At 48.5% G+C, this 26,180-nt stretch carries 22 protein-coding genes, 2 tRNA genes and 1 rRNA gene; 4 read left to right on the top strand and 21 right to left on the bottom strand.

Annotated elements, in window-relative coordinates:
- From rpsL to AB7S66_RS04540, 12 genes are all read right to left on the bottom strand, one after another.
- On the bottom strand, positions 1-277 hold a 277-nt coding region (gene rpsL, locus AB7S66_RS04485), incomplete at its 3' end, for a 30S ribosomal protein S12 (RefSeq protein WP_428518269.1).
- A gap of 172 nt (positions 278-449) precedes the next feature.
- Positions 450-4,730 carry a DNA-directed RNA polymerase subunit beta' gene (gene rpoC, locus AB7S66_RS04490; protein WP_428518270.1) on the bottom strand — a complete coding sequence of 1,427 codons (4,281 nt, stop codon included), beginning with the start codon at positions 4,728-4,730 and terminating at the stop codon, positions 450-452.
- A gap of 15 nt (positions 4,731-4,745) precedes the next feature.
- On the bottom strand, positions 4,746-8,264 hold the full coding sequence (rpoB, locus tag AB7S66_RS04495) for a DNA-directed RNA polymerase subunit beta (RefSeq protein WP_428518287.1): 3,519 nt from the start codon (positions 8,262-8,264) through the stop codon (positions 4,746-4,748).
- A gap of 172 nt (positions 8,265-8,436) precedes the next feature.
- A complete protein-coding gene (gene rplL / locus AB7S66_RS04500) occupies positions 8,437-8,817 on the bottom strand; it encodes a 50S ribosomal protein L7/L12 (protein ID WP_428518271.1) in 381 nt (126 codons plus the stop codon).
- Between the two features lie 71 nt (positions 8,818-8,888).
- Positions 8,889-9,416: a 50S ribosomal protein L10 gene (gene rplJ, locus AB7S66_RS04505; protein ID WP_428518272.1), complete on the bottom strand. Its 528-nt coding sequence runs from the start codon at positions 9,414-9,416 to the stop codon at positions 8,889-8,891.
- Between the two features lie 15 nt (positions 9,417-9,431).
- A complete protein-coding gene (gene rplA, locus AB7S66_RS04510; protein WP_428518273.1) occupies positions 9,432-10,121 on the bottom strand; it encodes a 50S ribosomal protein L1 in 690 nt (229 codons plus the stop codon).
- A gap of 1 nt (position 10,122) precedes the next feature.
- Complete coding sequence (gene rplK / locus AB7S66_RS04515; protein ID WP_198892741.1) at positions 10,123-10,554, bottom strand: 50S ribosomal protein L11; 432 nt, start codon at positions 10,552-10,554, stop codon at positions 10,123-10,125.
- 171 nt (positions 10,555-10,725) lie between these two features.
- Positions 10,726-11,289 (bottom strand): transcription termination/antitermination protein NusG, encoded by a 564-nt coding sequence (nusG, locus tag AB7S66_RS04520; RefSeq protein ID WP_428518274.1) that lies wholly within the window; start codon positions 11,287-11,289, stop codon positions 10,726-10,728.
- Between the two features lie 9 nt (positions 11,290-11,298).
- Positions 11,299-11,478 carry a preprotein translocase subunit SecE gene (gene secE / locus AB7S66_RS04525; protein WP_428518275.1) on the bottom strand — a complete coding sequence of 60 codons (180 nt, stop codon included), beginning with the start codon at positions 11,476-11,478 and terminating at the stop codon, positions 11,299-11,301.
- A 36-nt stretch (positions 11,479-11,514) separates the two neighbouring features.
- Positions 11,515-11,588: transfer RNA gene (locus AB7S66_RS04530), tRNA-Trp, on the bottom strand.
- Between the two features lie 24 nt (positions 11,589-11,612).
- Positions 11,613-11,792: a 50S ribosomal protein L33 gene (gene rpmG, locus AB7S66_RS04535; protein WP_117329420.1), complete on the bottom strand. Its 180-nt coding sequence runs from the start codon at positions 11,790-11,792 to the stop codon at positions 11,613-11,615.
- A gap of 62 nt (positions 11,793-11,854) precedes the next feature.
- Positions 11,855-11,927 (bottom strand) — tRNA-Thr (locus AB7S66_RS04540).
- Positions 11,928-12,113: 186 nt separating this feature from the next.
- Between AB7S66_RS04540 and AB7S66_RS04545 the strand changes: the two genes are divergently transcribed.
- Both AB7S66_RS04545 and AB7S66_RS04550 read left to right on the top strand, forming a co-directional pair.
- Positions 12,114-14,627 (top strand): glycogen/starch/alpha-glucan phosphorylase, encoded by a 2,514-nt coding sequence (locus AB7S66_RS04545; RefSeq protein ID WP_428518276.1) that lies wholly within the window; start codon positions 12,114-12,116, stop codon positions 14,625-14,627.
- A gap of 175 nt (positions 14,628-14,802) precedes the next feature.
- Positions 14,803-15,168 carry a helix-turn-helix domain-containing protein gene (locus AB7S66_RS04550; RefSeq protein ID WP_428518277.1) on the top strand — a complete coding sequence of 122 codons (366 nt, stop codon included), beginning with the start codon at positions 14,803-14,805 and terminating at the stop codon, positions 15,166-15,168.
- Here the strand turns inward: AB7S66_RS04550 and AB7S66_RS04555 are convergent.
- Positions 15,137-15,865 (bottom strand): DUF554 domain-containing protein, encoded by a 729-nt coding sequence (locus AB7S66_RS04555; RefSeq protein WP_428518278.1) that lies wholly within the window; start codon positions 15,863-15,865, stop codon positions 15,137-15,139. The two genes, AB7S66_RS04550 and AB7S66_RS04555, sit on opposite strands and share 32 nt — an antisense overlap.
- A gap of 48 nt (positions 15,866-15,913) precedes the next feature.
- Here AB7S66_RS04555 and AB7S66_RS04560 point away from each other — a divergent pair, with 48 nt between their 5' ends.
- A complete protein-coding gene (locus AB7S66_RS04560; RefSeq protein WP_428518279.1) occupies positions 15,914-16,519 on the top strand; it encodes a nucleotidyltransferase family protein in 606 nt (201 codons plus the stop codon).
- Here AB7S66_RS04560 and clpB read toward each other — a convergent pair.
- Both clpB and AB7S66_RS04570 read right to left on the bottom strand, forming a co-directional pair.
- The gene (gene clpB, locus AB7S66_RS04565; protein WP_428518280.1) at positions 16,476-19,058 is read right to left on the bottom strand and encodes an ATP-dependent chaperone ClpB; all 2,583 of its coding nucleotides are present in this window, start codon (positions 19,056-19,058) and stop codon (positions 16,476-16,478) included. The two genes, AB7S66_RS04560 and clpB, sit on opposite strands and share 44 nt — an antisense overlap.
- Before the next feature lie 94 nt (positions 19,059-19,152).
- A complete protein-coding gene (locus AB7S66_RS04570; RefSeq protein WP_428518281.1) occupies positions 19,153-19,746 on the bottom strand; it encodes a TetR/AcrR family transcriptional regulator in 594 nt (197 codons plus the stop codon).
- Positions 19,747-19,843: 97 nt separating this feature from the next.
- Here AB7S66_RS04570 and AB7S66_RS04575 point away from each other — a divergent pair, with 97 nt between their 5' ends.
- The gene (locus AB7S66_RS04575) at positions 19,844-21,283 is read left to right on the top strand and encodes a M20/M25/M40 family metallo-hydrolase (RefSeq protein ID WP_428518282.1); all 1,440 of its coding nucleotides are present in this window, start codon (positions 19,844-19,846) and stop codon (positions 21,281-21,283) included.
- 58 nt (positions 21,284-21,341) lie between these two features.
- Here the strand turns inward: AB7S66_RS04575 and AB7S66_RS04580 are convergent, their stop codons facing one another.
- The 6 genes from AB7S66_RS04580 to rrf form a co-directional block, all read right to left on the bottom strand.
- On the bottom strand, positions 21,342-21,770 hold the full coding sequence (locus AB7S66_RS04580) for an Hsp20/alpha crystallin family protein (RefSeq protein ID WP_428518283.1): 429 nt from the start codon (positions 21,768-21,770) through the stop codon (positions 21,342-21,344).
- Positions 21,771-22,127: 357 nt separating this feature from the next.
- Positions 22,128-23,129: an ornithine carbamoyltransferase gene (argF, locus tag AB7S66_RS04585; RefSeq protein WP_428518288.1), complete on the bottom strand. Its 1,002-nt coding sequence runs from the start codon at positions 23,127-23,129 to the stop codon at positions 22,128-22,130.
- A 172-nt stretch (positions 23,130-23,301) separates the two neighbouring features.
- Entirely contained in the window at positions 23,302-24,108 is an 807-nt protein-coding gene (locus AB7S66_RS04590) for a MetQ/NlpA family ABC transporter substrate-binding protein (RefSeq protein ID WP_428518284.1), read from the bottom strand.
- A 59-nt stretch (positions 24,109-24,167) separates the two neighbouring features.
- Positions 24,168-24,830 carry a methionine ABC transporter permease gene (locus AB7S66_RS04595; protein WP_428518285.1) on the bottom strand — a complete coding sequence of 221 codons (663 nt, stop codon included), beginning with the start codon at positions 24,828-24,830 and terminating at the stop codon, positions 24,168-24,170.
- Positions 24,827-25,843: a methionine ABC transporter ATP-binding protein gene (locus tag AB7S66_RS04600; RefSeq protein ID WP_428518286.1), complete on the bottom strand. Its 1,017-nt coding sequence runs from the start codon at positions 25,841-25,843 to the stop codon at positions 24,827-24,829. The genes AB7S66_RS04595 and AB7S66_RS04600 overlap by 4 nt, the downstream gene beginning before the upstream one ends.
- Before the next feature lie 224 nt (positions 25,844-26,067).
- Positions 26,068-26,180, bottom strand: a 5S ribosomal RNA gene (gene rrf / locus AB7S66_RS04605).

Genomic DNA, 26,180 nt, shown 5'->3' on the forward strand with positions numbered 1-26,180 from the left:
CACCGGGAAGGTCCTTGACCCTTCCACCACGCAGGAGTACTACCGAGTGCTCCTGCAGGTTATGTCCGATACCGGGTATATAGGCGGTAACTTCAATACCCTTGGAAAGACGCACACGTGCGACCTTTCTCAAAGCAGAGTTCGGCTTCTTCGGGGTCACGGTCATGACCCTGGTGCATACACCACGCTTCTGGGGACAACCTTCGAGGGCTGGGGACTTTGTCTTCTGGACAATGGTCTTTCTACCCTTTCTGATCAGCTGATTAATAGTAGGCATCTTATCGACACACTCCCTTTTCTTTCTTTGACCCACTGCTTCTCACAAACACAGGGATCTGCGCCACCCCTACGGGCAACACGTCATATGTAAAATCCGTACCCAGCATGGACACAGCGGTGTGGTTTTACACGGTCCGGCAAGGCTGCCTATACGCCAACAGGCGCATTGGTCAATCCTCGTCGGAATCGTCCACATCCACGGTATCACCCACGGATTTCATGTCTGCCAAATCTTCAACGTCAAATTCATCGTCTGCGATCATCTCTTGGTGTCGTGAAGCCTTTACTGCATCAACTCTCTGCTGCAGTTTCAGCAACTCCTCATCCTTGAGTTTAACATCGCGATAAATGCGCATACCTGTTCCCGCAGGAATCAGGTGACCAATGATGACGTTCTCTTTCAAACCACGCAACTCATCTTTACTACCAGCTATTGCTGCATTTGTCAAGACCTTGGTTGTCTCCTGGAAGGACGCTGCACTGATGAACGAGTCGATACTCAAGGACGCTCTTGTGATACCAAGCAACAGTGGCTGTGCAACAGCAGGCTCACCACCTTCAGCAATCACCCGGTCGTTCTCCTCGAAGAACCGATACTTATCCACCTGCTGGCCGTGGATCAAATTGGTATCACCAACATGGACCACCTCGACCTTGCGCAACATCTGCCTGACAATAACTCCCAAGTGTTTGTCGTTGATCTGTACACCCTGCATTCTATAGACTTCCTGGACCTCATCCACGAGGAAGGACTGCAACGCATTCTCTCCAAGGATATCGAGGATGTCATGGGGATCGACAGATCCGTCACACAAAGGCTCAGCAGCTTCGACAGAATCACCATCACGGACCAGGAGGTTTCTTCCCATCGGCACCATATGCTTGTATTCATTACCGAATGGGTCAGTTACCACGATGGTGCGCTTGCCCTTCACGATATTGCCAAAGCTAATCAAACCGGCAACCTGTGCGAGGATTGCAGCGTTCTTCGGCCGGCGAGCCTCGAACAACTCACCAACACGGGGAAGACCACCGGTAATATCCTTCGTTTTTGTACCTTCCTTAAGCAACTTGGCGAGAATCATACCCTTTTCAATCTTCACATTGTCCTGGGTCTGGATATAGGATCCACCAGGCAACAGGTAGACTGCAAGCACATCTCCCTTACCATGTTCCTCACTGGTAATCTCAATACGAGGTTGCAAGGACTCAAGGCTGTGCTCGGTAATCTTCTTCTCGATATTACCGGTTTCCTCATTCACCTCTTCAACCAACGTGGTTCCCAGCCTGATATCAACGAAGTGGGAGAAACCTCCCTCTTCAGCAATTACCGGTTCACTGAACGGGTCGAATGTCACGAGAGGAGTCTTTGGCTCCAAGTAGTCTCCACTCTTTACCAAAAGCTCTGAACCAGCCTTCACCACTTGCGTGGTGGAGTGCCCGATCAAATATACCTTGGAGTCGTAGATCCTGACGGTTCCGTTCTCTTCACTTGCAACCACTTCCCCGTCCTTTTCATAGAATGGAGTACCCTTGGCTACAATATGCCCATCCCCAACAAGAAGTTTGTCGTAGGAGGATGCATCCATGATGGTGTTCACACGGAAGTACTCGATGTGGCCCTTACGGGTGAATACCTCCATCTTGTCACTCTCACGGATAACCCTTGAACCAGTAATGGCTCCGATGATAACCGGATAGTTGAAGGTAAGCTTGCTCTCCTCGGAACTGGTGGAAGCAGTACCACCAACGTGGAACGTGCGCATGGTAAGCTGAGTACCCGGCTGACCAATCGATTGGGCAGCAATGATACCTACAGCCTCACCGATTACTACCGGCCTGTTCGTTGCAAGGTTACGCCCATAACACTTGCGGCATACACCATGCTTGGCTTCACAGGTGAGCACAGTCCTCAGAAGAACCTGTTCAATGCCAGCTTCCTCAATCTTTCGGGCAGTAATCTCGTCAATCTCCTCATTTGCATTGGCAATGACTTCACGGGTAAAGGGATGCACTACATCCTCAACAGGGCAGCGCCCTACAATGCGATCCGCGAGGTTCTCAACAATCTCATCACCGTCCTTGAGTGCTCCACGCCAGATACCATTGATGGTGTGACAGTCATCCTCGTTGACCACGACGTCCTGGCTGATATCAACCAGACGACGGGTAAGGTACCCTGCCTCAGCGGTCTTCAATGCGGTATCGGAAAGGCCCTTACGGGCACCATTGGTGGAGATGAAAAACTCAATGATCGACAACCCTTCCTTGAAGTTCGACTTGATGGGGAATTCGATAACATCACCACTTGGCTTTGCCATCAAACCACGCATACCACCGAGCTGCCTGATCTGGGTCTTTGATCCACGAGCACCTGAATCTGCCATGAGGAAGAGCGGGTTGAAGCCCTTCTGGCTGATCTTCAATTCCTTCATCAACTCATCGGTCAGCAAGTCATTGGTCTGTGTCCAAACCTCAATGACCCTGTTGTATCGTTCTTCCTGGGTAATATGTCCCTGACGATACTGGTCAAGAATCTTCTGCTGCTCAAGATTGGCCTTGGTCATGAGCTCTGCCTTCCCAGCAGGAACAATCATGTCAGAAAGACCGATCGTAGCACCGAAGAAAGTTGCATATCGGTATCCTAGGTCCTTAATGGAATCAAGCATCTCAACAGCAATCGAGTTGTTATTCGCCTTCAGCGTATCACCAATGAGAGCCTTCAACTCCTTATCACCCATTGTGGCGTTCTGGAAAGGAACACCTTCCGGGAGTGCTGCATTGAACAATACCCTTCCTGGAGTTGTCTCCAAACGGGTACCATCCTCGAATCTAAAGCGGATCTTTGCATTGTAAGAGAGCAAGCCACTATCAATTGCCTGTTCCAACTCACCAATGCTGGTATAGTACTTGCCCTCTCCAGGTGCTCCACTCATCTCACGGGTCAGATAGTTGATACCCATGACCATATCCTGGGAAGGATAGACGATTGGCTTGCCATTTGCAGGGTCAAGAAGGTTTGTCACCGAGAGCATCAAGGTCCAGCATTCCAACTGGGCGGCATGAGTCAGTGGTACGTGCACAGCCATCTGGTCGCCGTCGAAGTCAGCATTGTAAGCATGACATACCAAGGGGTGCAACTTGATGGCTTTACCGTCAACCAATACAGGCTCAAAGGCCTGTATACCAAGACGGTGCAGCGTAGGTGCACGGTTGAGCAACACCGGGTGGTCCTTGACAACATCGTCAAGAATCGACCAGACAGCATCCGTCTCTTCCTCAACCAGGCTCTTTGCCTTCTTGATATTGTAGACAACACCATCCTGTACCAACTTCTTCATGATGAAAGGCTTGTACAGTTCAAGGGCCATCTTGGAAGGAAGACCACACTGATGCATTCTCAGCTCTGGGCCGACAACGATAACGGAACGACCCGAGTAGTCAACACGCTTTCCGAGCAGGTTCTGTCTAAAACGTCCCTGTTTTCCCTTAAGCATGTCTGAAAGACTCTTGAGCGGCCTGTTGCTTGCACCCTTGACCACTCTCTTTCTCTTGGAGTTGTCAAACAGCGCATCAACAGCCTCCTGCAACATACGCTTTTCATTGCGGATGATGATATCAGGAGCATTGAGCTTGACCAAACGGTCAAGACGATTGTTTCTGTTGATGACCCTACGATAAAGATCATTGAGGTCGCTGGTTGCAAATCTTCCGCCATCGAGCTGGACCATTGGTCTCAGATCGGGTGGAATAACTGGGATAACCGTAAGTATCATCCATTCAGGGCGGTTGCCACTGTCACGGAAGTTCTCACATACCTCAATTCGCTTGAGCAGGCGCTTGTCAGCCTTGTCGGCTTTCTGGCGCATCTGTTCACGCAGTTCACGGCTGAGCTCTTCAAGGTCAAGGTTCACAAGCAATTTGCGAACCGCCTCTGCACCCATACCTGCCTCAAATGAGTCACCATACTGCTCTCGGGCCTGCCAGAACTCCTCTTCACTGAGCAACTGCTTGGGCTTCAAGCTGGTATCCCCAGCATTGATGACCACATATTTCTCATAGTAGAGAACACTCTGCAGTGCATTACGGGAGATATCAAGCAACATGCTCATTCGGCTGGGAACTGAACGGTAGTACCAAATGTGTGATACCGGAGCTGCCAGGGAGATGTGTCCCATGCGCTCACGACGGACCTTGGTGTTGGTTACCTCAACACCACAACGGTCACAAATAACACCCTTGTATCGAATCGATTTAAACTTTCCGCAGTAGCACTCCCACTCCTTGGTGGTACCAAAGATTTTCTCACAGAACAGGCCATCGCGCTCTGGGCGCAAGGTCCGGTAATTGATCGTCTCCGGCTTCTTCACTTCACCATAAGACCAATCTCTGATCTGTTCTGGTGAAGCCAGTTTTATCATGATGCTATCGAAATCCTGAATTTCCTTCATCTGTATTTCTCCTGGTTAGTTGAGGGAGCCTTTCGACTGCTTGGCGATCAACTCTTCATCACGTTCGGTAAGGGGCACCTGCTGACCCTTGGAGTCATACACCGACATATCCAGAGCCAAGCCACGGATCTCCTGAACCAATACATTGAATGCCTCAGGCATTCCCGCAGTAGAGGCTGGTTCACCCTTGACAATACTCTCATAAATCTTCACACGACCGTTCATGTCATCACTCTTGATGGTCAAGAGTTCCTGGAGAGTATTTGCAGCTCCGTACGCCTCAAGCGCCCAGACTTCCATTTCTCCAAGTCGCTGACCACCAAACTGAGCCTTACCACCAAGTGGCTGCTGGGTTACCAGCGAATAAGGTCCTGTGGAACGGGCATGCATCTTATCATCAACCAAGTGGTGCAATTTCAGGTAATAGATGTAACCGCAGAATACCGGATTGACGAACGGTACACCAGTCTGTCCATCATAGAGCTTGACCTTGGAGTTCTCAGGAAGACCTGCTTCACGCATCTTCTCCTCAATCTGTTCCATGGTGGCACTCTGGAAAACCGGAGTGGAATACCATTCACCAAGCTTGACAGCTGCCCAACCGAGCTGGGTCTCCATCAACTGACCGATATTCATTCGGGACGGAACACCAAGCGGGTTCAGACAAACATCAAGCGGAGTACCATCCTCCATGAACGGCATATCCTCTTCAGGAAGGATCCGGCTGACAACACCCTTGTTTCCGTGCCGACCAGCCATCTTATCACCCTGTCGAAGCTTACGCTTGGTGGCAATAAGAACCTTTACGGTCTCCTCAACTCCTGGGGGAAGCTCATCATTATTGCTGCGCTTCAAACGCTGGATATCAATGACTGTCCCTTCTGTACCATGGGGTACCTTCAAGGAAGTATCACGAACTTCTTTGGCCTTCTCACCAAAGATTGAGTTGAGCAACTTGAATTCAGGGGTTGTATCACTCTCACTCTTCGGGGTTACCTTGCCTACCAGGATTGATCCAGGACGAACCATGGTCCCAATGCGAACGATACCATCCTCATCAAGCTGCTCAAGCATCTTTTCACTGGTGTTTGGAATATCACGGGTCAATTTTTCGGGACCAAGCTTGGTCTCACGAATATCCGTGGTGAACTCCTTGATATGCACACTGGTAAAGATGTCATCCTTGACAACACGCTCACTGATCAGGACTGCATCCTCATAGTTGTATCCATGCCAAGGCACGAACCCAACGAGAATATTCCTACCAAGAGCAAGCTCCCCTTCCTGCGTTGCAGGACCGTCAGCAAGGACTGCTCCGGCTTCAACATGCTGCCCAAAGGATACAATCGGTTTCTGGTTGAAACAAGTATCTTGGTTGGTTCTCTGGAACTTCTGGATTGGGTAAACATCAACCTCACCCTCAATCTCAGCATCATCCACACTGACCACAACTTTCTCAGCACTGACATAGGCAATGGTTCCTGCTCGTTTTGCCTTGACCAGAACACCACTATCATAGGCAGCCTTGCCTTCCATGCCAGTTCCAACTCTTGGTGTTTCAGGGAAGACCAGGGGTACAGCCTGGCGTTGCATGTTCGATCCCATCAGTGCACGGTTCGCGTCATCGTGCTCAAGGAATGGGATTAAGGATGCTGCAACACTGAGTACCTGCTTGGGAGAGACGTCGATGTACTTGATATCGGTTGCCGGCTTTGTGGAATAATCCCCACTACGGCGAACCGGAATTTCCTTGTCGATGAAGTTGCCATCCTCATCGACCTTGGCGTTCGCCTGGGCAATGAAGAACTTCTCCTCATCATTTGCATCAAGATAGCGGTACTGCTTGGACACGACCCCATTGACTACCTTCCGGTATGGAGATTCCAAGAAGCCATGCTGATTGATGCGGGTATAGTTTGCCAATGAGACAATAAGACCGATATTTGGTCCTTCAGGAGTCTCAATAGGACAAATTCTTCCATAATGGGTGTAGTGAACGTCACGTACCTCAAATCCAGCACGGTCACGGCTCAAACCCCCTGGTCCCAATGCATTGAGCCTTCGCTTATGGGTGAGCTCTGCAAGCGGATTAACCTGGTCCATGAACTGGGAGAGCTGGCTACTACCGAAAAACTCCTTGATGGCCGCAATAATCGGCTTGATGGAGATAAGGTCCTGTGGTTTTACAGAACCTGACTCAAGGTTCATGCGCTCCTTTGCGATACGCTCCATACGGGCAAACGCACTCTTGAGTGCATTCTGCAGAAGCTCTCCAACGGAACGAACACGACGATTGCCAAGGTGGTCAATGTCATCGACATTTTCCTCACGGATGAACACCTTGATCAAGAATCCCATCGTATTGACGATATCCTGTGGAGTAAGGACGGTCAGATCGGTGGAAGCCATTTCTTCTTCCTCTTCACTGCCAGTTCCGAACTTCTTGTTGAACTTATATCGACCTACAGACCCAAGGTCATAGCGACGGCTTGAGAAGAACATGTCCGGAAGGTCACGCTCTGCACGCTCAATGGCTATCATCTCCCCAGGCATCAAGACTGAGAAAATGGGGGAAAGTACGTCTTCCTTGGTCGGCTCATCATAGCCTTCACGGGTGTATTTGGCATCCTCGATCTCAAAACAGTTGAGAATCATATCACTGTGCAGTGTACCCTCTCCACGGAGATTCACCAACTCTACAGAAGGTACCTTCAACTCCAGCAGTTCATCAATCTCGTGGGCATGCAGCATATCACCAGCTCGGAGCACTTTCTTGGAGGCTCCATCAACCATTGCATATACGTCCTTGAAAAGATAACGATTCTCCAAGCTGGACTTGAAATCACCATCATCCACCAGGTCAACCATTTCACCTGTATAGAAGTGCTCCAGAATTTTCTCACGAGAATCCAACCCGATTGCACGCAGGAAGAGCGTACCGAGGATACGCTTCTTACGATCAATCTTGGTATAGATGAGATGCTTCTTATCATCAATCTCAAACTCCAACCAGGAACCCCTATAAGGAATAATCCTGGAAGAGTAGACATCTTTTTCATTGGAAAAAATAACACCGGGAGAACGGTGGATCTGACTGACCACAACGCGCTCTGCTCCGTTGATAATAAATGTGCCACGATCGGTCATCAGCGGGATATCCCCAAAGAAGATTTCCTTCTCTCTCATCTCTCCATTGGAGAATTCGAGGCTGATCGTGACTTTGATGGGTACGCTGTAGGATCGACCCTTCTTCTTGCACTCCATTTGGGAGAACTTGATGTTGTCATAGTCGATTGTATACCCTTTGTAAGCGAGACGCATCTCGCCATTGGGACTATCAATGGGGAATGTTGACTGGAACACTTCCTCCAGCCCGTACGACGGATCGGGCGCCAGTCCTTTCAGACAGCGATCCAGCTGTAAGAACCTCTCGTAGGAATCGAGCTGGACTCCAATCAAGTTGGGAAGTTCACAGACTTCATGTAGTTCAGAACCGATGTACGTGCGTGTTATGGATTTGCCGTTGGCAACCATCATGTACCCTCCAAAGTCAAAAGAAAAACAGACATAATCCCTTGCATAACAAGGAAAACAAAGACACAGTTGGCCACCGGTGTCTATCCGGTGGCTTGGTGAACCGGGCTAACGCCCTCTTTCAAAGAACAAGAGCTGGAAACCAGGGGTTGCCTGGCTCCCCAAGCTCAGATTAGTCAACGGGCTTGATTTCAACAGTACAACCGGTAGCCTCAAGCTTCTCCTTGAGTGCCTCTGCGTCTGCCTTGCTGACAGCTTCCTTGACAACCTTATCGCCAGCCTCAACAAGTTCCTTTGCTTCCTTCAGGCCGAGGCCGGTGATAGCACGGACTTCCTTGATGGCAGCAATCTTCTTGGAAGGATCTGCAGCCTTGAGGACGACGTTGAATTCGGTCGGCTCTTCAACTGCTTCAGCAACAGCTGCAGGACCAGCAGCAACAGCAGCAGCTGCAGCCTGGACGCCGAACTTCTCTTCCATCATCTTGATGAGGTCAGCGACCTCCATGACGGACATACTTGCAATTGATTCCAAAATCTCTTCTTTAGTAGCCATATTATCTTCTCCTTATACAGTTTTCTATCTACACAGTCATAGCAGGTTACCTGTGAAGACTAAGACTGTGTCTAGTTCTCTTCGCTGGCAGACTCTACTGAGCCACCATTGTTCTCTACATAGGCAAGCAAGGTTGCTGCCAGCTTCTGCACGGGAGCCTTCATGGTTCCCATCAAGGATGCAATCAGTTCCAATTTGGTGGGGAGCTTGCTGAAAGCCTCAATCTGTTCGGCGTTGTAGAATTCGCCATCAAGGAGAGCACCTTTCACTTCAATGGAAGCTCCCTCTTTCTTGATCGCAAACAGATCCTTGGCAACAACATTGGCCTCATCACCTTTCACCAAAGCGATAGCGGTAGGTCCAACAAGCTGCTCGTCAGCAGTTCTATCCAAATCGGTGAGTGCAAGCTTTGCAAACCGGTTCTTAACAACACGGAATGCTGCATCCTTCTCCATAAGAGTTCTACGAAGCTTGGTGATCTGCTCAACAGTCATCCCACGGTAATCGGTGAAGATATACCCGGTGTACTGGCTGAACTCATCCTTCAAAGCCTTAACGGCCTCTTCCTTCGCAGGGGTGATACGAGTTTTATGATCCATACTATGCTTCTCCTCTTACACCGTGGCCGACATATCCTTCACATTGACCCGGACTCCCGGACCCATGGTGGAGGAAAGTGCGATACTGACCACGAAGTCAGCCTTTGCGTCAGATGGCTTCTTACGGACGATTTCCTTGACAACAGATTTGGCGTTTTCACTCACCAAAGCTGGATCCATGGAGACCTTACCGATGGGAAGGTGGACAACATTGGTCTTGTCAGAACGGAACTCGACACGACCCTGGGAAAGCTCTGCAAGAGCACCCTTGATGTCGAACGTTACAGTCTGGGTCTTGGGGTTCGGCATCAAGCCTCGACGACCAAGAACCGGACCAAGACGACCTACATCCTTCATCATGTCTGGAGTGGCGACTGCCACATCGAAATCCATCCAACCACCACGAATCTTCTCGATCAGGTCATTGTCGCCAACATAGGCTGCGCCAGCTTCACGAGCTTCTTCTGCCTTCTCACCCTTGGCAAATACAAGGATACGCTTCTTGGCGGCAAACTGATTGGGAAGGACTACCGTGTCACGAACACTCTGGCTTTTCTTGAGGGTCAGCTTAACAGAGATCTCAACAGTCTCATCAAATGAAGCGAATGCAAGCTCCTTTACCAAAGCTGCTGCCTCATCGAATGTATAGAGCTTCTCACGGTCAACTTTCTTAATTGCTTCTCGATACTTCTTTCCGTGTTTCATTCTATTGCTCCACCTCTACACCCATACTGCGGGCTGTTCCAGCAACAATTCTCTTTGCAGCCTCGATGTCATTTGCATTGAGGTCCTTCAATTTGGTTGTTGCAATTTCAGTCAGCTGATCCTGTGAGAGCTTGCCAACCTTCACCTTGTTGGGACTGCCACTACCACTACTCAAGCCAAGAGCTTTCTTGATGAGTACGGCAGCAGGAGGAGTCTTCAGGATGAACGTGAAGCTCTTGTCGGCATAAACAGTGATGATAACGGGAAGAATGAGCCCAGGTTCATAGTTCTTTGTCTTGTCATTGAACTCCTGGACAAACTTAGGGGCACTGACACCATGAGGACCAAGCGCGGGCCCGATTGGGGGTGCCGGTGTAGCCTTCTGGGCAGGGCACTGCAACTTAATAATTGCAGACACCTTTTTCTTTGCCATGTTTCTCTCCTTACGCAATAAATCCAACCTATGGATTGGATTGTGCGCTGGTATTAACGCCTGTCATACGAGCAGGCTCCCACCTCATCTCACAATGAGGGAGTAATCACAAACAATTGGACTCGGTTGTAAAAGAACAGAAAAATCTCGTGCAGCAATCCAGTCCAAAGACTACTGCAGAATCTTTTCTACTTGGAGGAAATCCACCTCAACCGGAGTGGAGCGTCCAAAAATTCCGACGCTGACCCGCATACGGGCCTTTTCCAAATTAACTTCCTCAATAACCCCGGTGAAGGAATCGAAAGGACCGTCAATAATGCGTACTTGCTCTCCAATGGAGAAGGTCTGCTTGGGTTTGAACACTTTCTCAGCAGGAAGATCACCTGTTTTCTGGAAGAGGTTCTTCACTTCTGCTGCTGATAATGGCTGCGGCTTAACGCTGTCACTCGGGCTCACAAACCCAGTAACACCCTGTATACGCTTGATGTGAGAACACCAGGTCTTCCAACTTGTATCGGGTAGGTCTAGCTCAACCAGGATATAGCCGGGAAGAATCTTACGCTTCACCTCACGTCTTACCCCTTCCTTCACCTCCACAACGGTTTCGAAAGGAACTTTGACATCAGTGCAAACAAGCGCGAAGTCCATATCGGTCTCGCGCATCTTGTTGATGATTCGCTCAATCTTCTGTTCGTACCCAGAATAGGTGTGTACTACGTACCAGCCTTTAGCCATGACTCCGCCTTACAGAATAAACAATATACCTTTAAGTAGGAGGAAGTCCACCAACCCAAGGAATATTGCAACGATGGCTGTAGATACAAGTACGACCTTTGTGGAAGAAATGACAGCTTCATGGGAGGGCCAGACAACCTTTTTCAGTTCCTGGGAAGACTCCTTGAAATACTTAAATAGCTTCTTCATTGAAGGGCTCCTTGGGAGAAATGATCAAGAAGCTAACAGGCCAAGAAGGATTCGAACCCTCAACATCCGGTTTTGGAGACCAGCGCTCTACCAGTTGGAGCTATTGGCCTATTTGCTTCTCGATCGAAACAACCTTATTTAATTTTTGCCTCTCGGTGCAAGGTGTGCTTGCGCTCGAAGGGACAATACTTCATCAACTCAAGCTTACCCTGAGTATTTCTCCGATTTTTCTCGGTAGTATAATTTTTCTGCTTACATTCGGTGCACTGAAGAGCAATTTTCTCAACAGGACCTTTTTTCTTTGAATCAGCCATTACGTGCTCCTCGGTGAGTTCTCACCTCAATTCCACTCCCCAATGGAAGGGGATAAAAAAAGAGCCCTCGAACGGATTTGAACCGTTGACCCCCACCTTACCATGGTGGTGCTCTACCGACTGAGCTACAAGGGCGTCGGTCACTTGCAGGCAAATCCACGAGCATACCAACCTGCAACATGCAGAAGCTAACTTACCAAAGAGCAGGTCTTTTGTCAATATACCTGTTCAAGAAAGAAGAAAAAGTTGAGCCTGTTGCCCAGAAAACGCCAATCTTATATAGTGGGGGTGTGCTATTTGTACGAAACACAAGGAGTTCCTATGCAGGATCAACAAAAAACCAAGTACGGTCACAGTGCCAAAGACATTGCCCAAGACTTTGCTGAACATCTCAAGTACAGTCAGGATGCAGGTATTTATCATACTACCAAAGAAGGGCGCTATACAGCCCTTGCGCTCTCAGTTCGGGACAGAATCATCCATCAGTGGAACCAGAGTCGAAAAACCCAACGTGCAAACGGGGCGAAACGGGTTTATTACCTCTCTCTGGAATTTCTCATGGGAAGAGCGATGACGAACAACATCATCAATATCGGCATCGAGAATGAAGTGATGGAAGCCCTCTCCTCACTGGGGTATACCTATGAGGAACTTAGCGAAGTGGAACCGGATGCCGGGTTAGGGAATGGGGGACTCGGCCGACTTGCCGCTTGTTTCCTAGACTCTCTTGCTACTCTTGAGATTCCCGCGTATGGCTATGGAATTCGTTACAATTATGGAATTTTTCGCCAACAGATAAAGAATGGATGGCAAGTAGAACAACCGGATAACTGGCTGCGTGATGGCAATCCTTGGGAAATACACAGACCTGATGTAGTGTACCCTGTCCAATTCGGCGGAGAAGTCCAGGTGATCAGGGAACATGGACGCGATCGTTTCAAGTGGAGTGGCTCGGATGTGGTCAACGGCGTTGCCTACGATACACCGATCATCGGTTATGGGTGCAAAACGGTGAACACACTCCGTCTCTGGTCTGCAAAAAGCCCGGAAGAGTTCAATTTCCATGAATTCAATGACGGCGATTACACCGAGGCAGTCCGCTCCAAAATCAGTGCAGAAAACCTGAGCCAAGTACTCTACCCCAATGACACTCTATACATGGGCAAGGAGCTGAGACTCAAACAACAGTATTTCTTTGTAGCCTGCTCCCTCGCAGACATCATCAACCGTTTCAAACGGAAAGAGAACAACTGGGGAGTACTCCCAGACTATGCAGCAATCCAGCTTAATGACACACACCCATCCCTGGCTGTGCCTGAATTGATGCGTCTTCTTGTTGATGAGGAGGATCTCGATTGGGATAAAGCATGGGAGATTACCGTGAAGACTATGGGGTACACCAACCATACCTTGATGCCGGAAGCACTTGAGAAATGGTCTCTGCCCATGTTGCAGAAGATACTTCCCCGTCATATGCAGATCATCTTCGAGATCAATCACCGATTCCTGCAACAGGCCGTCTCCTACTTCCCTCTTCAACCGCAAATGCTCAGCAAGATAAGCATCATTGAAGAGACAAACCCAAAACAGGTTCGTATGGCACACCTGGCAATCATTGGAAGCCACAGCACCAATGGGGTTGCCGAATTGCACTCACAGTTGCTGAAGAAGTCCATGTTCCCGCAGTTCAATCTTATCTTCAAGGACCGTTTCAACAACAAGACGAATGGCATTACCCAACGCCGATGGTTGCTCGCTTCAAACCCCAAGCTTGCAGCATTGATTAACAGTGCCATCGGCGATGGCTGGATCACCGACTATAGCCAGATTGGGAAACTCAAACCGTTTGCTGAAGACAAGAACTTCCTCACTGATTTTGCAGCAATCAAACAGGAGAACAAGATTCATGCAGCTGCCTTCCTGCAGAAAGACAGCAACATGATCATCAATCCAAACACGTTCTTTGATGTCCAGGTAAAGAGAATCCATGAATACAAGAGACAGTTGCTCAATGCCTTGAACATACTGCTCATGTACAATGACCTGAAGATGGGAGGAGCTGCCACAAAAGATATGGAACCCACGTCCTTCCTCTTTGGAGGAAAAGCAGCCCCGGGATATGTCAATGCGAAATTGATCATAAAGCTGATAAACAATATCGCAAAGGTGATCAATGAGGATCCGGCAACCAATGACCGCCTCGCCATTCACTTCATGCCAAACTACCGGGTCTCGATGGCAGAGGCCATCATACCGGCCACAAACCTCTCAGAGCAGATATCAACAGCTGGAACTGAGGCCTCTGGAACAGGGAACATGAAATTCATGTGTAATGGTGCTTTGACCATAGGAACCATGGATGGTGCGAATATTGAGATCGCCCAAGAAGTTGGTGAAGAGAACATGTTCATCTTCGGCAACACAGAAGAGGAAATCCAGAAATTGAGCCTCTCATACGATCCATTCACATTGGTGATGGCTGACAAGGAGGTGAAGGATGCAATTGATTTGCTCTTCAGTGGCTACTTCAACATCAATGAACCGAATATCTTTGAACCACTACGCAGAAGCCTTTTTGAGGAGGGCGACAGATATTACCACTTTGCAGACCTTCGGATGTACAGCGAGGCACATCGTAAGGCAAGGGAACTGTACAAGGGAGACAGGAACGCTTGGAACAGGATTGCAGTGTTGAATATTGCCTCAAGTGGAAAATTCTCCAGCGACAGAACCATTGCACAATATGCAAAGGATATCTGGAACATTGATGCATGTCCTGTTGAAAAGGATCTCAGCGAAGATACGGCTCTCCAGGATGCAGTTAAACGAGGATAGCACCCGCCAAATGATAATGAATCATCATCCGTTTCCCCATGGATGATGATTTTTTGTCATTTCTCTCATATTTTTACTGATTACTTTATATATAGTTATAAATTTGTATTATTTATTTCTATAAAAATATGACCTAATATCGTCATTACCTCAATTTTCTTGCTATATTCATAGCATGCAAACATTCTGGGACAGAGTCATTCTTCTTCTTAATTCACCTACGGTGGTGGAACTTTCCACCATGCTCGACGTCAAACGCAGTACCCTCTCCAGCTGGATCCATACCGACAGACGTCCCCCATTGCATGTTGCAATGAAAATAACCGAACTCACTGGAGTGAGCCTCGAGTGGCTGGAGAATGGGAACAACTGGGAATCAATGGCGAGCGAAGAAGCTGCCGAGAATATCACCCAATACAAAAAGCTTGTCATAGCCCAGATAGAAGAACTTGACCATCAACAACTGGAGGTCATCCAGTCTCTTCTGTACTACTTCAAGAACAACACTCCTACAAACCAAAGCCCGAAAAAAGGCTCTTAAACGTTGGAGCAAGCAGAGCAAGCAGAGGTGCGATAACCATCGCAGGCAGAAAATTACCAGTCTTGGTTTTTCTGATATCCAGCAGACCAAAACCAATCATCATCAACAATACACCACCAACTGATGCCAGCTCATTGATGCCTGCATCCCCAAGTATTGGGGCTATCCACCCCCCTGCCAACGTAAAAAAGCCTTGATACAGCAGGATGAAGAGGGCACTCGCCATGACACCTATACCATAGGCAGCAGTGAATATGATTGCCATGCATCCATCCATGACGGACTTCACCAGAATCAACTGATAGTCAGCAACAGTGCCTGCCTGGATTGCCCCCACGACTGTCATGGCTCCGCTGCAGAACAGCAGGGAGGCGTTAAGGAATCCCAGGGCAAAGTTGTGCGCACTCTCTGCGCTACCCCGGCCTCTGCTGAGCCGCCTTTCCATCCATGACCCGAAGGACATTACACCGTCCTCGATCTTGAGGGCATATCCCATGAAGCCACCAATGACCACAGAGAAGAGCAAGATCAAATAGGAACCTGTCTGCATTGCCATGGAAAACCCAATGACCAAGGTAATCAGTCCAGATGAGGTAAAAACCACTTCCTGATAAGAGGCTTTCAGCCGGTGTTTCAGAAATAATCCAATAAAGGAGCCAAGAACAACCATCAAGGCATTAAAGTAGGTGGCAATCATAATGGCTTGGAGTATAATACGATTACGAAACTCTCTCAAGGATGAATCATGCAGAATCTTATTCTGGCCGCAGGCCTCGGGATGCGAAGCAAAGGAAAAAAACTTCTGTTGCCCTACAAGGGTACCACCATAGTTGCACATGCAGTTGAACAATCTTTGATGGCAGGACTCAGGACTGTACTTGTCACAGGATTCATGGCAGATCAAGTGAAACAGGCAGTTGCGCATCTCGCCTGCCCCCAGCTACAGATTGTTTACAATGAACATTACCGCAAAGGACAAGGAAGCTCCACTATCTGTGGAGCCTCATACCTTGGTCATGATTCATCATTTTTCATATCGCTTGCCGATATGCCACTCATCGAGAGCAAGCACTACCTTTATCTGATTGAACAGACTACCGCCCCTGTCTCCAGACCCTCATACAAAGGAAAACTCGGGCATCCGGTTCTGCTGGAGGCAAGTTTCCTTGCAATTATCAGGTCACAAAAAAGCTCTTTTACCATGCGCGGGTTGCTGAAGAAGTACCATGTCCAGGCAATCGAGGTTGCCGATGAAGCATATGTGACCGACATCGACACGCTCGAGGCATACCGCCACCTGGTGGAGTCTAGCCAATCTTACGGGCAACCACCTCTTCCCCCTCTAGAGTAAGCAAGATCTTCGACCCAGGACCGAAATCACCAGAGAGCAACTGTACCGACAAGGGGTTCTCCACAAGTCGCTGAACAGCACGGCGGATTGGACGAGCCCCAAAGACGGGATCATACCCTTCCTTGTAAAGCAATGAGAGCACATCATCCTCCCAGGTCAGGAAGAAACCACGTTTCTGCAATCGTGAACGAAGCTGTTCTAGCTGCAAAACTACGATCTTACGGATCTGCTCCTCTCCCAACCGTTCAAAGATGATGATCTCATCCAAACGGTTGATAAACTCCGGTTTGAAGGACTGGTGGATTATCTCACCAACCACACGTGCACCATCCTCATGCGTCTCTGCAGCAAGTAGCTGCTGGCTCCCCAGGTTGCTGGTCATGATGATCACGGTATTGGTGAAATCGACCACTCGTCCCTGACCATCGGTCAACCTACCATCATCCAACAACTGAAGCAATACGTTAAATACATCAGGGTGGGCCTTCTCAATCTCATCGAAAAGAATGACAGAATAGGGGCGTCTACGTACAACCTCGGTAAGTTGCCCTCCTTGGTCATACCCTACATACCCTGGAGGAGCTCCGATCAATCTACTGACCGAGAATTTCTCCATATACTCACTCATATCGATGCGGGTCAAGGCTTTCTCGTCATCAAAGAGAAGCTGTGCAAGCACCTTGGCAAGCAGGGTCTTTCCCACCCCGGTTGGACCAGCAAACAGGAAGGTTCCCAAAGGCTTTCTTTCATCCCCAATCCCTGCCTTGTTCCTTCGGATTGCATTGCTCACGGCTTCAATTGCTTGCCTCTGGCCAATAACTTGCTCTGAGAGGGCCTGTTCAAGATTCAGATACTTATGGAGCTCACTTTCCTTCATCTTGGCCACAGGAACCCCTGTCCAGTTACTGACAATACGTGCAATATCATCCTCACTGACTTCCTCACGGAGCATCTGCTTTCCTTCAACTTGCACAGAAGCGAGTTGCTCGGTCATGCTTTCAATCTGCTTAAGCAACTCAGGTATTTCTCCATGCTTGATCTGGGCAGCCTTGGCTAGATCGCCCTCTCTTTCGGCACGTTGCTCTTCCGTCTTCAGCTGCTCAAGCCTTGCCTTCATCTCCCTGAGTTTGGCGATGGAATTGCGTTCATTGCCCCATTGAAGATGCATGGCATCACGCGTTCCCTGCAGTTCACTCAACTCACGCTCGAGTTTACCCAACCGTTCTTTACTGGCCTTGTCAGTCTCCCTGGAGAGCGCCTGCTTCTCAATGTTGAGTTGGAGAATCTTTCGCTCAATCTGGTCCAACTCTTCCGGCTGACTCTCTATTTCCATCTTGAGTTGGCTTGCCGCCTCATCGACCAAGTCGATCGCCTTGTCCGGGAGGAAGCGATTGGTAATATACCGGTTGCTTAAATTGGCTGCTGCAACGAGGGCCTCATCCTTGATCCGTACCCCATGATGGACTTCGTACCGTTCCTTCAGCCCCCTGAGGATGGCGATAGTCGACTCCACCGAAGGTTCCTTGGTAAACACCGGCTGGAATCGTCGTTCCAACGCCTTATCAGGTTCAATATACTTTCGGTATTCATCAAGGGTGGTCGCACCAATGGCATGCAACTCTCCTCTGGCAAGTGCTGGCTTGATCAAGTTTGAAGCATCGGTTGAACCTTCACTTGCCCCTGCTCCAACAATGGTATGCAGCTCGTCAATGAACAGGATGATCCTGCCTTCACTGGCCGTTACTTCCTTCACCACTGCCTTCAACCGTTCCTCAAACTCTCCCCTGAACTTTGCACCTGCTACCAAGGCACCAAGGTCCAAGCTCAGAATTTGCTTGTTTTTCAATGACTCTGGGACATCCTCCGAAGCAATACGCAGGGCTAGCCCTTCTACAATGGCAGTCTTTCCTACCCCGGGCTCCCCAATCAATACGGGATTGTTCTTGGTTCTTCTGGAAAGCACCTGCATTACCCGTCGAATCTCCTCATCTCGTCCTATGACAGGATCGAGCTTTCCCTGTCGGGCAAGTGCGGTCATGTCCTTGCAGTACTTCTCCAGTGCCTGATAGCGGCTCTCTGGGTCTTCGCTCTGGATTGTCTGGTTCCCTCTGATTGTCTGTAATGCCTGCATAAGTGCATCCTTGGTTACACCAAGGGCCTTGAGTGCCTTGCTTGCCTCTGAAGTGTCCTCCAGGACAGCAAGCAGGAAGTGTTCTGCACTCAGGTACTGATCTTTGAAGTCTGAGGCAATCTTGTCAGCCGCATAGAGTTGATTTCCCAGCTGGGCAGATAAGGAACGCTGTGCATTCCCGCCATATGCCTTGGGAAGCTTGTTGACCAGTGCCCCCATTTTCTCACTCACCATGGCAGGGGGGACCCCCAGACGCTCAAAGAGCGGGGTAAGCAATCCCTCTTTCTGGTTGATCAAAGCCAACAAGAGATGTTCTGTCGTAATTTCTGCGTTGCCATGTTCGTTGGCCAGCATATCGGCATCGCCGATGGCCTGACGCAACTTGATTGTCATTTTATCTATATTCATGGATACTCCTCACCTTTGGGTATGAAGCAACCGACCTTTCCTTACGGGTCTTATCCTGTACATGGGTAAATATAGTGAGGAATCCGGGTATCGGCTAGACCCTGTAGAAATCCAGGTAGGTGCTGATCAACTGCTTTGAGAGTCGCATGTCGAATGTGTCGAGGAATGCAACCTGGAAGCAGGATGATTCAAGCAGCATAAGAAGATGGTTTGCAACCCTGTTCACATCACAATCAACAATATCTCCCGCATTCACCCCCATGCGAAGTAGGCGCTTGAATAAGATGGCGAGCTTTGCAGTTCGCCTGAGAATGATCTCGTTGAAATCCCGACCTTCCTTCTTCATCTGCAACATGACATCTACCAAACTGGTCAATTCGCCTTCATGCTCACTTGCTGTCTGCATGATATCCAGACAGATGGTGGTAATCCTGCTTACCAAATCCTGATCTGTCGACCAGGCATAGGTAGCATACTTGTTGAACATTCTTCCCGTTATCAGCTTCACCGCATAATAGTAAATCTCTTCCTTGTCCTTGAAATATTGATAGATGGTAGGACGGGAAATGCCACACTCTGTGGCTATCAGAGAAAGGTTGGAATCACGATAGCCTTCTCTTGCAAAAACTTTCAGTGCAGTCTGTAGAATTTTCTCCTTTCTCTCTTCATGATCGATCTTTTTCGGCATGCATCCCACTCTCCTGCTATTGGTATAGAAAGTTCTTGTTGAAATACAATATACCACTATACTGTTAAAAACACTAGAATTCATGTGGAGGTTCAATATGCTTTTCCTTTTTTTACCAATTGTCCTCCTGGTAATCCTTGCTGTAGTGGTATTCAGGACTCTCGCTATGCGAACACATACAAAACACCCAGCAACAGCCACTGCTGTACAAACAGGCATTGAAGAGGAAACCATTCTCGCCGAAGCAGTAACGTGCAGGACCGTCTCACATGCAGATCCCAACCTGACCGACTGGAGTGAGTTCTCCCGTTTGCTTGCACTCCTCGAAACATCTTTCCCCCTGTGCAGTAAACACAGAATAACCGATGAGACCATTGGCCCCTATAACCTGGTCTACTGTTTCACCGGTGAGGACAAAAGCCGGGAACCTGCTCTCCTTACCGCCCATCTGGATGTGGTAGGAGCCAACGAGCAAGAGTGGAGCCATCCTCCATTCAAGGGAACAATAGAAGATGGATTTCTTTACGGACGAGGTAGTTTTGACTGCAAACTGCAGGTGATCAGTATCCTTTCGGCGTTTGAGCACATACTCAAAACAGGAGAACACCCCAAGCATACTTGGTATGTAGCCTTTGGATGTGATGAGGAGAGCAACAGCAGCAAAAAGGGAGCTGTTCGCATTGCTCGCTATTTTCAAGGGCAAGCACTCCATTTCAGCTTTGTATTGGATGAGGGTGGTGTGGTTAGCCAGAAGTACATCAAAGGTTTCGAACAAAGCATTGCGGTAGTAGGGGTTGCAGAAAAAGGGTATCTCGATCTTGAGCTCACGGTTGAGAGAACAGCTGGACACTCCTCCACACCAACCTTTCCCACTGCTTTAGGCACACTCTCAGAGGCTATATACAGATTGGAAAACAAACAAATGCCTGCAAAATTAACGCCCCCAGTAAAACAGATGCTAACAAATCTGGGTAAGGAGGGGCCATTCGCATACAGCATGCTCTTTCTCAATCTTTGGCTGACAGGAGGTCTCCTGAAGTTTGTTTTCTCCAGGCAAGCTACGCTCAACGCTGCCATCAGAAGCACGATAGTCCCCACAGTCATCACAGCAAGCGATACAAGCAATGTGATTGCAAAGAAGGCCACAGCAATTGTGAACTGTCGTTTGCTCCCAGGAGATACTCAGGAATCCATTCTCTCCTGGGTCACCAAAACAATTTCCTCTGACTCTGTCAGGGTAAAGGCCAGGCAGTGCACTCCCCCTTCCCATATCAGCAAGACTGATGGTGAGGCTTTCAGCTTTCTCTCAGAAACCATCAAGATGACGTTTCCAGAAACCATTGTTACCCCATACCTCATGATGGGAGCCACCGATGCAAGAAAATACCAGAATCTCAGTGATTATATCTACCGTTTTACTCCAGCCAGAATGGACCGCAGTGAAGTTGACCGAATGCATGCTCCTGATGAGCGAATCAGCCTGGAGAACATCTCACTCGCCCAACAGTTCTATACTCTGCTGATCACAGGCTGGTAGACATGCAGAAGCCCCGCTTCTCGCGGGGCCTTGCATGTACAGGATGGTTGTCCATTCCTTATTTGATTTTTACTTCGATTGCCTTGGGTTTTGCAACTTCTTTCTTTGGAAGCGTCAACGTAAGAATACCGTCGGCAAACTCACCTGCGATTTTCTCTTCATCTACATCGTCAGGTAAGGAGAACATCCTCTCGAAGCTCTGGTAGGAGCGTTCAGAGACAAGAAGTTTCTTGTCCTTCTCCTCCTTCTTGGTCTCCTTGACAGAGCTCAGCTTCAGGACGTGTTTCTCAATGTTGACCTTTACTTCCTTCTGCTTATACCCAGGGAGTTCGGCTTCCAGGATGTAGGCATCATCGTTCTCTGTGATATCGACAGCCGGAAATCTTGCGGGGTACACTCCCCAATCCCCAAGCATGTCATTGAACAGAGAATCAAATGCTGAGACTACCGGTGAATCATAGTTTCTTCGTGTGGATAAATATTTCATAGTACACCTCCGTGACGTAATGTGTTTCATCAGTCCCTTTCGGGATTCAGATATGGTACTGCAGAAAGTGTGCCAACTTCTTATCAACTTCCTATATAATGAATCTATTATTCTTTTTTATAAGTATTTACATGTTTATTTTCAAGGACCGGTGGTATCCATGAGGAACCTCTTGATGATGCAAATCTGGATCAAATCGTCCCTGTCCTTATGCAACCAAATCCTTTTTGTTTCTTTTTGACACACTATTGGCAGTAATGACTCACTTTTTTGGGGTAGATTTGCCCAAACGGCAAAAAGAAAAGCAGTATTTCCCCTAACAGGAAACACTGCCATGTGTGGTTATACAAACCCTTGCTAACTAAGATCCGCGAGTGTAGCAACCATTACAGCCTTGATGGTGTGCATGCGGTTTTCCGCCTCGTCAAATACTACGGAGTGCTTGCTCCGGAATACCTCATCAGTTACTTCCAGTTCCCTAAGTCCGAATTGTTCATGAATCTGCTGTGCAACACTGGTATTGAGATCATGGAACGAGGGCAGGCAGTGCTCAAACAAGACCTGTTCGTTTCCAGAAGCCTCAAGAAGATCCATCGTTACCTGATAGTCCTTCAGAAGCTCAATTCTTGCTGCGGTCTGGTCTTCCTCCCCCATGGAGACCCACACATCGGTGTAGATCACATCAACACCCTGTACAGCCTCCACAGGATCAGTGGTAGCCCACAACTTGGCTCCGCTCTCCTTGGCAACAGGGGACAACTCATCAAGCAACTGTTGGGATGGAAACAGCTCCTTTGGTGCAGCAATACGATACTCCATCCCCAATTTAGCGGCGCCGATCATCAGAGCATTGGAGACATTGTTTCTCCCGTCCCCGATATAAGCGAATTTCAGATCTTTAGGGACCTTGTGGGTATGCTCCATTGCTGTCAGGACGTCCGCCAATACCTGGGTAGGATGATCATCATCGGTCAATCCATTCCAGACTGGAACGTTGCTGTAGAGGGCAATATCCCTGATGACCTCTGGGGAGAACCCACGGTACTGGATACCATCATACATTCGTCCGAGAACCTTGGCAGTGTCCTCGATGGATTCCTTTTTCCCCATCTGGCTGTTGGTCAGAAAGGTAACACAGGCTCCTTCATCAAAAGCAGCGACTTCAAATGAGCAACGGGTACGGGTGGAACTCTTGTCAAAGATCAAGACAATGTTCTTTCCCTCAAGCAGTTTTCCCTGTAACTTCCTTGGATAGGTGTTTCCTTTTTTCTTTGCCTTCAAGTCAGCAGAGAGCTGGAGAAGATCAAGTATCTCCTGTCCTGTGTAGTCCTTGAGGGTCAAGAAACTGCGTCCTTTCATCGGTATCATGTTCAGCCTCCGTTCTCATTGTAGGAATCGTACATATTTATACAATATATGTCAAGTTTTCCTGTATTATTATTCATATATACCCCTTTTTTTCGCATATACATACATAAAAACAAAGCCTCCAAGCATTGTTGCAAGGAGGCTGAAAGAAACTACAATACGGTTACTCAGTCACAAGAACCACTTCACCATTGGGATAGCGCTCTGCAACATAGGAGGTAATCTTCTCACTGCGGAGTGCTTCAACCAAAGCAACAATAGCCTTGTCATTCTCACGTCCTTGCTTGACGGCAACGACATTTACATAAGGACTGTCTGCACCTTCGACAAGCAATCCATCCTGGGTTGCAATCAAACCAGCGGGAATGGCGTAGTTGCCATTGATGATGGCAGCATCGACATCAGAAAGTACTCGAGGGAGACTTGCAGCCTCGATCTCGCGGAAAGAGAAACCCTTGGGATTGGATGCAATATCCAGCGGTGTTGCTTCAAGACCGGCATTTGCATCAAGAGTCAACAAACCAGCACTCTGGAGCAACAACAACGCCCTACCCTCGTTGGTTGGATCGTTTGGAATTGCAATCGTTGCACCTTCCGGGAGGTCAGCAATTGAATCATACTGCTCTGAGTACAAAGCAAACGGCTCAACGTGGATGCCACCTGCATTAACCAGGTGATACCCTCTTTCCTTGTTGAAGGACTCAAGATAGGGGATATGCTGGAAGAAGTTTGCATCCAGCTCTCCGCTCTCCAGAGCCTCATTGGGAGTTACATAGTCGGTGAACTCCTGGATCTTCAAGGTAATTCCCTGCTGGGCAAGATCCTCAACCACCAACTCGAGGAAAGCAGCATGGGGTTCCGGGGTGGCTCCGACTACCAAGGTATTGGAATCGGCCTCTTCTTTGGTGCCTGCTGCAAACAATGAAAGTGCAAGCAACAACACAATTGAAACACTTAGAATCTTTTTCATGAACAACATCTCCTTCTCGCGCCTTTATATGAGAGGTACATAGTGACAATAATACGGGATCAACGCCGTGCTAGCAGCTTGGCACTGATCTTGTTTCCGATCACCTGGATCACCTCAACGAGGACCAGGATGACGACAACGGCTACTACCATGATGTCGCCTCGGAATCGTTGGTATCCATACCTGATCGCCAGGTCTCCCAATCCTCCCCCACCGATTGCCCCAGCCATGGCCGAGTAGCCGATGAGATTAATGATGGTCAGGGTAACTCCGCTAACCAAGGAAGGAAGGGCCTCAGGTATCAACACCTTGCGGACAATTTGCATATTGGTGGAACCCATAGCACGGGCGGCCTGAACGACCCCCGGATCCACCTCCTTCAGTGCGGTCTCGATCACTCGAGCCACAAACGGCGCTGCTGCAATGGACAGCGGGACAATTGTTGCGGTAGTTCCGATACTGGTACCGATCAACAATCTCGATAAGGGAAACAGAAGAATCATGAGGATAATGAAGGGAAAAGAGCGAAGCACATTCACAATCCTTCCCAACACATTATTCAACACAGGGTGAGGGATAATACCACCTTGGTCCTCACCAGAGGTGGCTGAAAGCAGAACTCCAAGAGGAAGCCCCAGAATGAGGGAAAAGAGTGTTGAAAAGAAGACCATGATCAACGTTTCCATCGTTGCTCCAAAAACCAGTATCCAAAGCTTGCTCATACACTCTCCTCCGCTTCAACGACTACACCCATCTGAGAGAGCGATTCGATGGCTTTTTTTCGGGTATCTTCATCACCACTGATATCCACTATCATGGTCCCAATCTCCATATCACCGACTTTTTGTACACCACCGGCCCTGATATTGAAATCCACTCCAAGTTGCCGACTTATCTTACTGAGAATCGGTTGGTCAGTGGTTCCTCCCCTAAAGCGCAAGGTATAAGCACCATTTTTCTTTGACCATTGCACCATCTTATTCGGTTCTTCAGCCGCTTCATCCACCCCCACCAAGTGGGAAAGGAAATCCTTGGTAACTTCACTGCTGGGATGGGCAAAGATATCAGTGACCAATCCTTGTTCAACCACCACGCCATCATTCAGGACAGCAACCTGGTCACATGCATCACGAACAACTTCCATCTGGTGAGTGATCATGACAACAGTAAGGCTCATTTTCCTCTGGATTTCCTTCAGCAAGGCAAGAATTGAATGGGTTGTTTGAGGATCGAGGGCACTGGTTGCTTCATCACAGAAAAGAATGTCCGGGTCACAAGCCAACGCACGGGCAATTGCCACACGTTGTTTTTGTCCTCCACTGAGTGTACTGATCGGGGCTTTTCCCCTTCCTTCCAGTCCAACCAGAGAGAGCAATCTCGCAACACGGGTTTTTATCTCGTTCTTCGGGGTCCCGGTTATTTCCAATGGGTAAGCAATATTTTGTTCTGCATTCCGACTGGAGAAAAGATTGAAGTTCTGGAAAATCATTCCAACCCTTCTTCGTCTTTCTATGAGTGCGTGTTTTTGGAGGTTGTCGACCCTCACATCATCAAAGAAGACTTCCCCTTCATCAGGTCGTTCCAGCAAGCTGATCAGGCGAACCAATGTGGATTTGCCTGCGCCACTCTTTCCTATGATTCCATAAATGGTATTTGAAGGGATATCGAGGCTTATTCCATTGACCGCATGCAAATCTCCATACGTTCGCTTTAGATTGTGTAACTTTATTTGCATACTTATACCCTCAATATTCATTTTCGCAAATGAATTGGTACTATCATAGTAAAAAGGAGGGGTACTGGCAAGAGCAGGAGCACAGTTTCCTGTGTATATCCTAGTCTATTACTAGTTTTAAGATAGTTTGAAACCTACCCTCTGAATACGAGAAAAGGACGCTTCTGCGTCCTCTTCTCTATCTATGTTTTAAACCGGATAAACCGGTTGAAAGCAAAAAAGGGGCCCGGCGGCTACCTACTCTCCCACGGCTGACCGTAGTACCATCGGCGTGAGGGTGCTTAACTTCCGTGTTCGGGATGGGAACGGGTGTGTCCACCCTGCTGTGGCCACCGGG

Origin of the sequence: Sphaerochaeta sp., from assembly GCF_050178175.1 — a bacterium.
GTDB lineage: Bacteria > Spirochaetota > Spirochaetia > Sphaerochaetales > Sphaerochaetaceae > Sphaerochaeta.